Origin of the sequence: uncultured Pontibacter sp., from assembly GCF_947499215.1 — a bacterium.
Classification (GTDB): Bacteria; Bacteroidota; Bacteroidia; order Cytophagales; family Hymenobacteraceae; genus Pontibacter.
The window spans coordinates 377,750-392,624 of record NZ_CANMNI010000003.1 but is presented as its reverse complement, the minus strand read 5'-3'; the positions used below and the strand labels follow the sequence as shown (position 1 = coordinate 392,624).

The following is a 14,875-nucleotide window of genomic DNA, read 5'->3' as shown; positions in this document are numbered from 1 at the left end:
CATATTCTATGCTAAATAAATCTACCAAGAGACTCGGTTCCTTAGGTCTGGCAGTGGCACTGAGCTGCTTCCAGGTTCCGGGAACCGCTCAGGGGTATCCGGGCCCGGGCCCGAACCTTGCTGTGAACCACACCTCCGGACAGGCCCTAACGGCCAAGTCGCTAAAGGATTTGCTAAATGAGTTAAAAGACTCCCACGGCATTCAGTTCTCTTACCAAGCCAGCTTGGCGCAAGACCTGCAACTGATCTTGCCAGAACAGAAAAGCGGCGTTCAGAATGTGGAGGAATACCTAGGCAAAACCTTAGCCTCCAACAACCTTGCCTACAAAAAGGTGAATGGGGTGTACATCATCTCCAGAGCGGCTCAACCTGCCCCAACTGCGCCAGCTGCCACCGTAGTTGCAAAGCCTACTACCAAAGTGCGCCAAGACCAAACAGTGAGCGGACGCGTGACAGATGAAACTGGCAGCGCCCTACCGGGTGTGACGGTTGTGCTGAAAGGCACCACGCGCGGCACTGCGACCAATGCCAATGGCGAGTTTACACTGCCAACGCCTGCAGAAGGCGGCACACTGGTGTTCTCCTACATAGGTTACGCCACGCAGGAAGTAGCCATTGGAGGCCAGACGAACTTCACTATTACCATGCGCACCGACACCCGTGCGCTACAGGAGGTAGTGGTAGTTGGTTATGGTACGCAGGAGAGAAAAGACGTAACGGGTGCCGTTACCACCATCTCTGAAGAAGAGTTCCAAGACGGACAGGTGACCACAGCTGAGCAGCTCATAACCGGTAAAGTAGCCGGTGTGCAAATCACCTCAAACGGTGGTGCTCCGGGTGCCGGCAGCCGTATCCGTATTCGTGGTGGTGCTTCGCTCAACGCCAGCAACGATCCGCTTATCGTGATCGACGGCGTACCGATCGACAACCAAGTGATCGCAGGTTCGGCCAACCCACTGAACTTTATCAACCCGGATGACATCGCTTCGATGAACATCCTGAAGGATGCCTCTGCGACAGCCATCTACGGATCGCGCGCCTCCAACGGTGTGATCATCATCACCACCAAAAGCGGAGAGGCCGGGCAGAAGATGCGTGTGAACTTCAGCACGCTGCACTCCCTCTCTACCAACACCAAGCAAGTGGACGTAATGGACGGTGATGAATTCAGAAGCACAGTAACAGAATTGGGCAACCAAGATCAGATCCGACTGCTGGGAACTGAGAACACCGACTGGCAGGACCAGATCTACCGCAATGCCTATACCACTGACAACAACCTGAGCGTGAGCGGATCTGTGAAAGAGCTGCCTTATCGCGTATCGCTTGGTTACCTCAACCAAGATGGTGTGCTTAAAACCTCTAACTTTGAGCGTGTGTCAGGTAGCGTGAAGCTGACACCGACTTTCCTCGACGACCACTTGAGCGTAGATGTAAACTGGAAAGGTGCTCTGACCAACAGCCGTTTCGCTGACCAAGGTGCTATCGGTGCAGCCGTAGGGTTCGACCCGACACAGCCTGTATATGCCGATAACAGTTTTGGCGGCTATTTTGAATGGCTCGACCCATCGGACAGAAGACCAATTACTATTGCGACGCGTAACCCGCTTAGCATGCTAGAGCAGCGCCGCAACGAAGGGCAGGCTTTCCGTAGCATCGGTAACGTTCAGCTCGACTACAAATTCCACTTCCTGCCGGAGCTTCGTGCCAACCTGAACGTAGGCTTAGACAAATCTGATAGCGACGGCAACAACAATGCCCCTGTTACGCTTGCTTCTGAGTCATTCGAAGGTGGATCTTACCAGCGATTTGAAGAGAAAAGAACCAACAAGTTGCTCGATTACTACATGAACTATACCAACGACATCGAGAGCCTTCGCAGCCGCATCGATGTGACAGGTGGTTATTCTTACCAAGACTGGGTAACAGAGCGTCCAGCTTTCCCTCTACTGAGAGAAGATGGTAGTGTACGCAGAGCTGCTGGCCCATTCCCTTTCAAAACGCAGAACACATTGGTGTCTTTCTTCGGCCGTGTCAACTATGGCCTGATGGACCGCTACCTAATAACGGCCACTGTGCGTCGCGACGGTTCTTCCCGCTTCAGAGAAGGCCAGAAATGGGGTACTTTCCCATCACTGGCATTTGCGTGGAGAATCAACGAGGAGGCTTTCCTGCGTGATTCCCGCACGGTGTCTGATTTGAAACTGCGTGTAGGCTATGGTGTAACCGGTCAGCAGGACGTGGGTAACGACTTCCCATACCTAGCCCGTTATACTTCCAGTGATAGTGCCGCCATGTACCAGATCGGTAATCAATACTACTTGCTGCTTCGTCCGGAGGCATATGACGCGAACCTGAAATGGGAAGAGACTCAGACTTGGAACGCCGGTATCGACTTCGGATTTATAAATAACCGCCTCTATGGTAGTTTAGATGTGTTCCAGCGTAACACCAAAGACCTGCTAAGTGTGGTGCCAGTACCAGCCGGTACAAACTTGACCAACTTGTTGCTCACCAACGTGGGTAGCATCGAAAGTAAAGGTATAGAAGCTGTGTTGAACTATGTAGCAATCGACCGGGAGAACTTTACTTGGTCTGTGGGTATCAACGGTACTGTAATACGCAACGAAATTACTAAGCTGAACACGGTAGAGGAAGAAAACTCTGTAGGTGTGGTTACAGGCGGTATTGCTGGTGCAACAGGCCGTAACATACAGGTACACACCGTAGGCTATGCTCCTAACACCTTCTATGTATACAAGCAGGTATATGGTCAAGACGGTCGTCCGATCGAAGGCTTATATGCTGACCTGAACAATGACGGCATCATCAACGAGCAGGACAAGTACCGCTACAAGAACCCAGAGCCACGCCTTTTCATGGGCTTCAACACGCAATTGAACTACAATAACTGGTCACTTGGCTTATTGATGCGAGGCAGCTTCAACAACTATGTATACAATAACGTGAACTCCAACACCGGTGCTTACGAAGTAACATCTGTTAGCAACTGGCTCTCCAACATGTCACGCAATGTATTTGACACAGGCTTTAACATCCGCCAGTACGAATCGGACTACTACATCGAGAACGCTTCTTTTGTGCGCATGGAGAACATCAGCCTTGGGTATAATTTTGGCAGAATCATGAATGATCGTGCCGCCCTCCGCCTGAACGCCAACATTCAGAACGCGTTTGTGATCACCGACTATACCGGTCTGGATCCAGAGATCGCGGGTGGTATCGACAATAATTTCTACCCTAGACCGCGTGTATTCAGCCTTGGTCTGAACATCGAACTTTAATCAGAGCAAATCATGACATCAAGATATCTAAAAACCTTACTCTGTGCAGGACTCATGGCTGTGGCCACTACCTCCTGCGTTAACGACCTCGACAGAGAGCCTTTCTATGAGGCTACATCGGCAAGCGTTTACCGTGACTTTGCCAATTACAAGCCTATTCTAGGCAAATTATACGCTGGCTTTGCCCTGACAGGGCAGCAAGGTCCTGCTGGTCGCCCGGATGTGGGCGGTATAGATGAAGGCGCTTCCAACTACGTGCGCACCTACTGGATGCTACAGCAGGTACCAACCGATGAAGCGGTAATCGCTTGGAACGACCCGGGCTTGCCAGCGCTCAACACGCTGACTTGGTCATCGAGTAACGACGTGACCACGGCCATGTACTACCGTATTTTCTACCAGATCACGCTGGCAAACGAGTTTATCCGTGAAATGAGTGATGAAAAGCTAAATGAGCGCGGTATTACAGGTGCAAACTTAGAAGAGGCGAAAAAATTCCGTGCTGAAGCTCGCTTCCTGCGTGCCCTCAGTTATTGGCATGCCCTCGACCTTTACGGTAGCGTTCCCTTTGTAACAGAAGAAGACCTAATAGGTAAGTTCTTCCCGGAGCAGGCCTCCAGAGCCGAACTTTTCGCTTATGTGGAGTCTGAACTGCTGGCCATCGAGAACGAGTTGGCAGCCCCTCGCCAGAACGAGTACGCCCGTGCCGACCAAGCTGCCGCTTGGACACTCTTGACCAAGTTGTATCTGAACGCTGAAGTATACACGAACCAGCAGAAGAACACGGAGGCTATTACGTATGCCACGAAAGTGATAAACGCAGGCTATACCTTGGAGGCGGATTATGACCACCTGTTCATGACGACCAACAATACCTCCAACGAGATCATCTTCCCGATCGCGTTTGATGGTCTGCGCACGCAGTCTTACGGTGGTACCACCTTTCTGACACACGCGGCGGTTGGCGGCAACATGTCTGCCTCTTCATTCGGAATCGACTCAGGCTGGGGAGGTATACGTTCCACCCCTGCTGTCTATGACCTGTTCTCCAGCACAGCGCTTGCTAGCGACGACCGTGCTAACTTCCACACTGACGGACAAGAGAAGGAGATCAACACGATAGCTACCTTCACAGACGGTTATCCGATTACGAAATGGAAAAACACCAACCCTGCTGGTCAGGCTGGTTCCAACCCTACGTTCGTAGACACCGACTTCCCGATGTTCCGACTGGCAGATGTGTACCTCATGTATGCTGAGGCAGTATTGCGTGGCGGTACAGGTGGCGACGCTTCGCTGGCGCTGCAATATTTAAACGCCCTTCGTACGCGTGCCTACGATGGCAGCACCATGGGTAACGTTGCGGCAAACCAGATGACCCTCGATTTCATTTTGGATGAGCGTGCCCGTGAACTGAATTGGGAAGCACACCGCCGTACCGACCTGATCCGCTTCAACCGTTTCACAGGCGACAGCTATGTGTGGGCATGGAAAGGCGGCATGATGGAGGGCACCAACGTGGCTGACTTCAGGAAGCTGTACCCAATTCCTGCCAATGATTTGGTTGCAAACCCTAACCTGACGCCTACGCCGGGTTACTAACTGATTGACGGGAGCTGCAGGTCCTGTGCCTGCAGCTCCCTATTCTAAATGTTTTAAAAATCGTTTTTTATGAAAAACTGGTTAAACAAATCGCTATTCTTCGTGGCTGCCTCCCTCACGCTGATGAGCTGCGAGAAAGACGAAGAGAAATTGATTCTCAGTGAAGGGACACCTCCCGCGCTCTCGGCGAGCTCTACCAATGTGGTGTTGACTGAGGAGACCGCTGAGGGCACAGCGCTTACACTGAACTGGAACGAGGCTGATTTCGGTTTCGATGCGGCTACTGAGTATTCCCTGCAGATAGACACAGCTGGTGACAACTTTGTGCGTCCGTACTCTGTTTCGTTGGGCAACAAGGTAACTTCCAGAACCTATACAGGTCAGGAACTAAACGCACTGATGGGCCGACTGAAGTACGCGCCGGAAGAAACCCATGAGGTGACTTTCAGAATCAGAGCCATTGTGTCGGAGTTCGTAAGCCCGGTTTACTCTAACCCGGTAACCGTGAATATCACCCCTTATAACACTTACATTGAGCCGACCTTTATCTATGTGCCAGGCGACTACCAAGGCTGGAACCCGGCTACAGCGCCTAGCCTAATCTCGGTAGAGGCCAATAACATCTACCAAGGTGTGATCAGCTTCACGGAGCCAAACAGCCGCATGTTCAAGTTTACAGCAAACCGTAACTGGGACTTGAACTGGGGTGGTACAAACGGCAACCTGGAGCAAAATGGTCCAGACTTGTCTGTGCCTGCCAACGAAAGCTACATGCTTACTGTAGACCTGAATGCCATGACTTGGAGCTATGCCAAGCACTCCTGGGGCATAATTGGCAATGCAACCGCAGGTGGTTGGGACGCTGACCAAAACATGCGCTACAACAACGAAGAAGATGAATGGAGAGCCACGCTTGATTTGACAGAGGGTGAAATCAAATTCCGCTTTAATGATGACTGGGGTACCAACTACGGCGGCTCTGGTGGCAATCTGACCCTTGGAGGTGATAACATCGCCATTACGGAAGCAGGCAGATATCAGATCACGCTCAAACTCAGTGATGAGGATGACACCGCGACCTATACCTTAACCAAGTTGTAATCCGACTTCATTACTAACATATCAGAAACCCGGCAGGCAGCTCCGCTCTGCCGGGTTTTCTATGTATAGCCATTCTGTTTCATCTCAATAGCAATCCGACAGCATGAACATTTCTATTAAACCACTTGCCGCCCTCTTCTTGGCCTCCGTTCTTAGCCTGCCGGCTTTGGCCCAGAACAGCCCGATCAGAGCAGTAGGTGCCGTGAACAATGTTAATATTGCAGGCCAGAAAGTAAGCCTGACCACCGACCAGAACACCCACGTGGAAGTGACGGTCTATACCCCGACCGTAGTGCGCGTGCGCATGGACAAACAACCGCTGGGTAAAGACTTTTCCTATGCCGTGGTCACACAGCCGCAACAAACCAAAGTAAACATCACCCAAAACGACAAAGAGGTTACGATCCTGACGGACTCTTTGCAGGCCCGCATCACCAAAAATCCGTTTGCCGTTGCCTTCTATACCCGCGATGGCAAAGTGATCAACCAAGATGAAGAAGGACTGACTACCTCTTGGATTGGCGAAGAAGTAACCACCTACAAAAAGATGCAGAAAGGTGAGCGCTTTATTGGCCTTGGTGAAAAGACTGGCGGCCTTGACCGTCGTGGCAGCGGCTATACCAACTGGAACACCGATGCCTATGCCTACACCACCAACCAGGATCCGCTTTATACCACCTTCCCTTTTTACATCGGTATACACAACGGCCTCAACTACGGCATCTTCTTCGACAACAGCTACCAGAGTGATTTCAACTTCGGGGCCAGCAACGACCGCTTCTCCTCTTTCGGAGCGCAGGGCGGTGAGATGGATTACTACTTCTTCTACCACACCAAACTGGCCGACATCATCGGGAGCTATACCTTCCTGACCGGCCGTATGGAGCTGCCTCCGCTCTGGAGTCTGGGCTACCAGCAGAACCGCTACTCCTACTACCCCGAAACCGAGGTATACCGCATTGCCCAGACCTTGCGCGAAAAGCGTATACCTGCCGACGGCATCACGCTGGACATTCACTACATGGATGCCTACAAGCTCTTTACATGGGATAAAAGCCGCTTCCCTGATCCAGCCGGCATGAACAAAAAGCTTAAGGACATGGGCTTCCGGACCACCGTGATCGTGGACCCGGGTATCAAGATCGAGGAAGGTTACGGTGCCTATGAGCGTGGAATTAAAGACGATGTGTTTCTGAAGTACCACGACGGCAAAAACTACGCCGGCGAGGTATGGCCGGGCTGGACACACTTCCCTGATTTCACAAGTGAGAAAGGCCGCGAATGGTGGAAAAGAGAAATCAAATTCTTTGCCGACACCAATGTGGACGGCTTCTGGAACGACATGAACGAGATCGCGACGTGGGGTCAGAAAATGCCAAACAACGTACTCTTCAATTTCGAAGGCAATATCACTACGCACAAGGAGGGCCGCAACGTTTACGGCCTGCAGATGGCCCGTGCCAGCTACGAAGGCGCTCGTCAGCACATGCCCAACAAGCGTCCGTTTATACTCTCCCGTGCCGGCTACTCCGGTTCGCAGCGCTATTCCGCCATCTGGACCGGTGACAACCGCGCTGAAGACAGCCACATGCTGCTAGGCATACGTTTGCTCAACAGCCTCGGCGTGACAGGTGTAAGTTTCTCGGCCATGGACATTGGCGGTTTTACCGGCAACGCTCCCGTTGGCCTGTTTGCCCGCTGGATTCAGTTGGGTGCTTTCACCCCTTACTTCCGTAACCACACAGGCGTCAACACCCGCTCTGCCGAACCTTGGGCCTTTGGCGAGGAAGTGACGGAGATTGCCCGCAACTTCATCAACCTGCGCTACCGACTGATGCCGTACATTTATTCTAACATGTACGAGGCGACGCAGAACGGTCAGCCGCTGATGCGCACCTTGGCCATCGACTATACCCATGATGAGAAGGTATACAACGGCGAGTTCGACTCACAGTTCCAGTTCGGCAAGGCCTTCCTGATCATGCCGTTTGAAAGTACCAAGAACTACGGCAAGGTATATTTCCCGCGCGGCAAGTGGTACGACCTCTGGACAGGCGAAGTGAAGCAGGGCAACCGTGAGGAGATGATCGGGGTGCAATACAACAAACTGCCGATCTACGTGAAGGAGAGCAGCATCATTCCGATGCAGTCACTGGTGCAGCACACCGGCGAGATGCCTACTGACACGCTGACCATCCATGTATACCGCGGCGATGTGGCCAACAGCTTTGTGTACTACGAAGACGATGGCGAGAGCTACGACTACGAGAAGGGAGCTTTTTACAAAAGAACGATCACCTACGACCCACGCCGCAAGACCATAACGTTTGGCGATGTGGAAGGCAACTTCAAGACCAAGTTCAACCACGTGAAGGTAATGCTGCACGGTTATGATTCTAAGGCCAGATTCAGGTTCAATGGCAAAAGAGCTGATGTGCAGGAAGACTTCGCTTCTTTCATAGATCCGGTTTCCCGCTTCGATCCACAGGGCACAGCCAACCCGCAAATTGGGTATAAGGTGCGCAGCATGGTCGTGCGTAATGACAACGGGCGCTTCACTGTCGGCTTTTAAGGGTAACCTCCCCCCAGCCCCCTCCTTTTGTAGAGGGCCCCTACCCCCAAAACAGGAGGGGGAGTCCAGATGAAGCCCCCATCCCGATGAATTATGGGGCAAGGGCTAAGGGCTTACAACCTGAAAGGATAAGAAATTAGAGTAATCAATTGCTCTTTTGCAAAAGAATAACAAGACCAATCATTCCCTAACTCCCTCCCCTGTTCTTAGGGGAGGGCTGGGGTGGGGTAAACACAAACAACCATGAAAAAACTAAACCTGCATCACCTGTTGCTTATACCTGCGCTATACTTGGCGACAGGTTGCAGCGCACCGGCTAAACTCGACACACAGCCGGAGGCCAGCGCCAGCGAATGGCCGCGAAGCGTGAGCTACGAGATCTTTGTGCAGTCCTTCTGTGACTCCGACAACGACGGTATCGGCGACATCAAAGGCATGACCTCCAAGCTTGATTACTTGGCTGACTTAGGTATAGAGGGCATTTGGCTGATGCCGATGAGCCCCTCTCCTTCCTACCACAAATACGACGTGACCGACTACACCGGCATCCATCCGGACTACGGCACAATGGAGGACTTTAAGGAGTTTGTGAACGAAGCCCAGAAACGCAACATCAAGGTGGTGATCGACTTTGTGGTCAACCACTCCAGCAACCAGCATCCTTGGTTTTTGGAAGCGGCCAAAGATGAGAAAAGTCCTTACCGCGACTACTACGTATGGGCGCATAAAGACGATCCGCAGACCAAAGGCGAAGGCAAAACCACAGGCGACGACTCCCACAATGTGCACCAGTGGCACGAAGTGAAAGGCAGCGACTACAAATACTTCGGTTACTTCTGGGGCGGCATGCCCGATCTTAACTTCGACAACCCGAAGGTGCGCGAGGAGGTCTACAAGATCGGTCGTTACTGGCTTGAGGAAGTGGGTGTGGACGGTTTCCGTTTAGATGCGGCTCGCCACATTTTCCCGGATGACAGACCCGAAGATAATCATGCTTTCTGGGAGGAATTTAGAGCCGAGATGCAGAAGGTGAAGTCCGACGTATACCTTGTCGGTGAGGTATGGGCCGAGGCCGATATCGTGGCCCCTTATACCAAAGGCCTGCCTGCCCTCTTTAATTTTGAGATGAGCTGGAAGATACTTGATGCCTTAAAAACAGGCAACGGCGACTCGCTGGCCATCCATCATGATCGCATCGTCAACACATACCAGAAGGTAAACCCGGATTTTGTGGATGCCACTATCCTGAGCAATCACGACCAGAACCGCATCATGAGCGAGGTGAACGTCGATCTGAACAAAGCCAAAATGGGTGCCGCCTTGCTTCTCACCTTGCCGGGAGCGCCTTATATTTACTATGGCGAGGAGATTGGCATGCAGGGCAAAAAGCCGGACGAACAAATCCGAGAGCCTTTCCTGTGGGACACCAAAGCCAATGATGATTGCAGAACAAGCTGGGTGACGCCGGAGTATAGCACCGAGCAAAATGTAGAGCCGGTTGCTCAACAGGCGCAAGATCCAAACTCGATCCTCAATCACTACAAAGCTTATATCAAACTGCGCAATAACAGCAAAGCCCTCACCCATGGAGAGCTTGAGCCGGTGAACATGAGCAACAGAGCAGTAAGCGCTTTCCTTCGCACGGTGGCTGACGAATCGGTGCTTGTGCTGCACAACCTGTCAGGCAAAGAGGTGAGCATCACCATACCTGCCAGTCTGCAGGAACACAGCCAGCTTATGCACCAGCACAATGGAGCGAGCCTGAACAAAAGTACGGTCAAGCTTCCAGCGTATAGTTCGCTTATCCTAAAAAAATAAACCAAACCGGAACGAGTTTATGAAAAAACGTAAAGGCCACCATACCTTGCTCATGATGGCGCTGTTTGGCTATCTAGGGACTGCGACATTCACAGGCTGTAACGGTAGCGACAGCCAGACTGAACAAACAACGAGCACCGAAGAAGAAAGCACCATGGAAATCAAATCAGAACCCTTTGGCACCGCCCCTAACGGGCAGGAAGTGCAGCTCTATACCCTGACCAATGCGGAGGGAATGACCGTGAAGATCACCAATTACGGAGCCATCGTCACGTCCATTCAAACACCCGACCGTGATGGCAACATAGGTGAAGTGGCGCTTGGTTTCGACAGCGTGGACGGCTACGTACCCAACGATCCGCATTTTGGCGGCATTGTGGGGCGTTATGCCAACCGCATCGCCAAAGGCAAATTCACCTTGGACGGACAGGAGTATACCTTGGCCGTGAACAATGCGCCCAACCACCTGCATGGCGGCATCACGGGTTTCGACAGAGTGGTATGGCAGGCCGAGCCCTTGCAAAAGCAAAATGCGATCCGGCTGACCTACGTGAGCAAAGACGGCGAAGAAGGCTATCCGGGCAACCTGACCGTGGTGGTCACCTATACCTTGACCGGCTTCAATGCCTTGAAGATCGACTACGAAGCCACCACCGACAAAGCCACTCCGGTTAACCTTACTAACCACAGCTATTTCAACCTAAGCGCGGGCAAGGAAAAGGACATTCTCAACCACATCGTGACAATCCACGCCGACCAGTTCACGGCTACCGACGAGACGCTTATTCCAACCGGTGAGTTAGCTCCGGTAAAAGGCACGCCTTACGATTTCACATCTCCAACCCGTGTAGGTGAGCGCATCGACAATCTGCAAGGCTACGGGTACGATCTGAACTATGTGGTTCGATATGGCGGCGAAAAACTGGTGCATGCGGCAACGGTAGAAGAGCCAATCACAGGCCGCGTGATGAAAGTGCAAACCACGCAGCCCGGCATCCAGCTCTACACCGCCTATCACCTAGACGGCACCCTGACTGGCCACAACAATACGACGTACAATCGCTACGCCGGCCTCTGCCTCGAAGCCCAGCATTTTCCCGACTCCCCGAATCAGGAAAGCTTCCCTTCAAGCATTCTTCGGCCGGGTGAGAAGTACAGCGAAACGACGATTTATAAGTTTGAGGTGAAGTAACTTTATGGCGCGAGCGTCCTCGCTCGTGACTTGCTATCGTGGGGCCTCTGGCCCCTAGTGCTAAGCCGAGACAACTCACAACTGGGCCAGAGGCCCCTCTATAATAAGCACGAGCGAGGACGCTCGCGCTATGTAACAACACGAATTGCATTATGACCAAATACAGATACATACATACCCTCGGCTTGGCAGTCCTACTAACTGCAACAGCCTGCAAAACGCAACAGCCGGAAACCGGAACAGACACAGCTGTCAGCAAAGAACAAGCTATTTGGCAATCGCAAGCCTACAGCATATACCCTGACCGCGTCGTACAAGGTGAGCACGTAGCGCAGGCGCTCTCCCCCACGGAGATCACCTCCAGTTACCAGAGCCCGGCCAATGAGTTCCAGTCGCCGGAGGTGCTCTTTAAATTCAGCATCAACAGCAAAGACAACGAGATGCCGCCGGGTATGGACCACCAGTTCATCTGCCTTGCCGAGGAAGGCGGAAGCTGCGAAACCCCGCTCATAAAATTCGGTCAACAACTGAAGGCCACAGCTCCGGCACCACCAAAGGCTTTTCTACCGCCAAACACGCCATTGACGGTGCGCGTGGATATGCGCGATGTGCTGGCAGCTTTTGAGAAGGACGGTTTCTACACCGCCTACAATGGCAGCAAGGTATACAAAGACGATTTCAAGGGCGTTTACATCGCAGGCAACTCCTCTCCCCTCTCTTGGGATTTCGACAACTTAGCGAGTCGTGAAGGGATGGAACTGGAAGACCCTGATGGCGATGGGATTTATGAAGTGACCCTGAGCATGAATGCGCATCAAGAAGAAAAGCAGATCGCTTCCCACTGGAAGCTGAGCCTGCCGATCGACCACTATCCGCAGTACAGCTCCGACTACGTGCTCACCGATGCACTCTATAACATGACGCTGGAGGAAGTGGTGAAGAACATCGAAGAAGACAGCACTTTCCGGACCGGCAAAGAGTGGGCCGGTGTGTGGACGCGCGACATTAGCTACAGTCTGATACTGGGATTGGCGGCCATCGAGCCGGAGATCGCCCGCAAGAGCCTGATGCGCAAAGTGAAGAACCAGCGCATCATTCAGGACACAGGCACAGGCGGAGCCTATCCGGTGTCGACTGACCGCATTGTGTGGGCCACGGCCGCTTGGGAAATCTACACGGTGACGGGTGACCAGAGCTGGCTGCGTATGTCTTATGAGATCGTCCGTAACTCCATGGAAGACGATTTGCTAAACGCCTTCGACCAGAGCACAAACATGATGCGCGGCGAGTCTTCCTTCTTGGATTGGCGCGAACAGACCTACCCGAAATGGATGCAGCCTGCCGACATTTACGCTTCACAAAACTTGGGGACAAACGCGGTGCACTATCAGGCCAATGTGTTGTTGAGCCAGATGGCGAAGATGCTGCAGGACAAACAGGCGGCCGACAAGTATAGCCAGCTGGCCGAGCGCATCAAGCAAGGTATAAACCAGCACCTATGGCAGGAAGACAAAGGCTATTACGGACAGTACTTGTACGGCCGCAACTACCTGTCGCTGTCGCCAAGAGCGGAGGCGCTGGGTGAGGCGCTCACGGTGCTGTTTGGCATCGCCGATGCCGACAGAGCAAAACGAATTGTGGCTAACACGCCAGTATACGACTTTGGTGTGCCGAGCATTTTCCCGCAGATCCCGAACATCCCGCCTTACCACAACAACGGCATATGGCCCTTTGTGCAGGCCTACTGGACACTGGCCGCTGCAAAAGCCGGTAATGAAACCGCTACCGTGGAGAGCCTGAACGCACTCTACCGGCCAGCCGCTTTGTTCCTGACGAACAAAGAGAACTTCGTGGCCAGCAACGGCGACTATGCCGGCACGCAGGTAAACTCTGACCGTCAACTTTGGAGCGTGGCCGGATACCTGGGCATGACTTATAAATTGCTTTTCGGCATGGATTTTCAGGCGAACCAACTGGTGTTCAAGCCTTTTGTGCCGGAGAGTTACAAAGGCAGCCGCCGCCTGACTAATTTCAGGTATAGAAACGCTGTGCTCGACATCGAAATGCAGGGCTTTGGCAACAGCATCCGCAGCATCACACTGGACGGTCAGCCGCTGCAAGGTGCTGCTATACCTGCCAGCCTTACTGGACAGCATACGGTGCAGATCGTGCTGGCTGATGAAATAAGCGACAAAGGCAGCCAGAATAAAGTGGCCCACCATGTAACGCCTCCCGCTCCAACGACGAGCTACACGAATGGCAAACTTAGCTGGCAGCCGGTGGAAGGCGCGGTGAACTATACCGTGCTCCGAAACGGCAAGCCACTGCAGGAAACCACTGAAACAGGTGTAGCGGTGCAGGCCGATGGCTTTGCCGAATATCAGGTGATCGCGACGGATGCGACGGGTTACGGCTCTTTTGCGAGCGAACCGGTAGCGGTGTATGCCAAGGCACTGGAACAGGTATACGAAGCCGAGGCGGTGGCCAGACCAGCCAAACAACCTTACAAAGGCTTCACGGGCAAGGGCTTTGTGGAAGTGAGCAAAAAGGCAAACACAACCATCAACTTTAAAGTAACCGCTCCAGAAGCTGGCCTGTATGCCATCGACTTCCGCTACGCTAACGGCAACGGCCCGATCAACACCGACAACAAAGCGGCTCTGCGCACCCTTCGCAAAGGAAAGGAGATGGCCGGCGCCATCGTGCTGCCACAGCGTGGCATTGGCGAGTGGAGCGACTGGGGCTATACCAACAAGGTATGGGTACAGCTCGAGAAAGGCGCCAACCAGTTGTCGCTTACTTTCGAGCCGGCCAACGAGAATATGAACGGCGATATCAACCAAGCCATGATTGACCACTTGCGCCTGATCCGGGTACAGTAGATCTCTTAAGTAGCTAAACCAGAAAGCCCCGGCCTAAAGGAAATCAGGCCGGGGCTTTCTGGTTTCAAGGCATCTTCTTTTCTAGAAACGAGTATAGGGTATACCTTAAATTACGAATAATGACACAACGAGAAGTTACCGACAGCGAAAACACTAACTGGACCTGCGTGCAGGCCTATGGCAATTTATCACAGGAAAACGCAGACAAGGCAGCTGAGCTGACCGAAGAAACAAACGGCGATGTGACCGTGGTCTGCACCCCGAGCGGCGGCGCCCAGACGGTGCGTTTGCAGCTGCCAAAAGATTGGATGGAGGCCTTGTCGGATGAGGACTTGGTGAAACAGATTATAGCGCAACAGAGCTAAGCCTCTTTGCGCCTTCCCCACTACTAAACCACGATGCA

Annotated in this window: 8 protein-coding genes; all 8 read left to right on the top strand. The window is 52.8% G+C overall.

The genetic code is table 11. The features are described from left to right. Positions 1 to 8: 8 nt before the first annotated feature. The 8 genes from Q1A04_RS15535 (at position 9) to Q1A04_RS15500 (ending at position 14,837) form a co-directional block, all read left to right on the top strand. A complete protein-coding gene (locus Q1A04_RS15535; RefSeq protein WP_299707836.1) occupies positions 9 to 3,305 on the top strand; it encodes a TonB-dependent receptor in 3,297 nt (1,098 codons plus the stop codon). 12 nt (positions 3,306 to 3,317) lie between these two features. Continuing rightward, complete coding sequence (locus Q1A04_RS15530) at positions 3,318 to 4,907, top strand: RagB/SusD family nutrient uptake outer membrane protein (protein ID WP_299707834.1); 1,590 nt, start codon at positions 3,318 to 3,320, stop codon at positions 4,905 to 4,907. Positions 4,908 to 4,976: 69 nt separating this feature from the next. Then, positions 4,977 to 6,008: a SusE domain-containing protein gene (locus tag Q1A04_RS15525; protein WP_299707832.1), complete on the top strand. Its 1,032-nt coding sequence runs from the start codon at positions 4,977 to 4,979 to the stop codon at positions 6,006 to 6,008. A 103-nt stretch (positions 6,009 to 6,111) separates the two neighbouring features. Further along, positions 6,112 to 8,580 carry a TIM-barrel domain-containing protein gene (locus Q1A04_RS15520; protein ID WP_299707830.1) on the top strand — a complete coding sequence of 823 codons (2,469 nt, stop codon included), beginning with the start codon at positions 6,112 to 6,114 and terminating at the stop codon, positions 8,578 to 8,580. 243 nt (positions 8,581 to 8,823) lie between these two features. Beyond that, positions 8,824 to 10,398: an alpha-amylase family glycosyl hydrolase gene (locus Q1A04_RS15515; protein WP_299707828.1), complete on the top strand. Its 1,575-nt coding sequence runs from the start codon at positions 8,824 to 8,826 to the stop codon at positions 10,396 to 10,398. A 19-nt stretch (positions 10,399 to 10,417) separates the two neighbouring features. Beyond that, the gene (locus tag Q1A04_RS15510; protein ID WP_299707826.1) at positions 10,418 to 11,590 is read left to right on the top strand and encodes an aldose epimerase family protein; all 1,173 of its coding nucleotides are present in this window, start codon (positions 10,418 to 10,420) and stop codon (positions 11,588 to 11,590) included. 152 nt (positions 11,591 to 11,742) lie between these two features. Beyond that, the gene (locus tag Q1A04_RS15505; RefSeq protein WP_299707825.1) at positions 11,743 to 14,472 is read left to right on the top strand and encodes a trehalase family glycosidase; all 2,730 of its coding nucleotides are present in this window, start codon (positions 11,743 to 11,745) and stop codon (positions 14,470 to 14,472) included. A 119-nt stretch (positions 14,473 to 14,591) separates the two neighbouring features. Beyond that, complete coding sequence (locus tag Q1A04_RS15500; RefSeq protein WP_299707824.1) at positions 14,592 to 14,837, top strand: hypothetical protein; 246 nt, start codon at positions 14,592 to 14,594, stop codon at positions 14,835 to 14,837. The last annotated feature ends 38 nt before the right edge of the window (positions 14,838 to 14,875 follow it).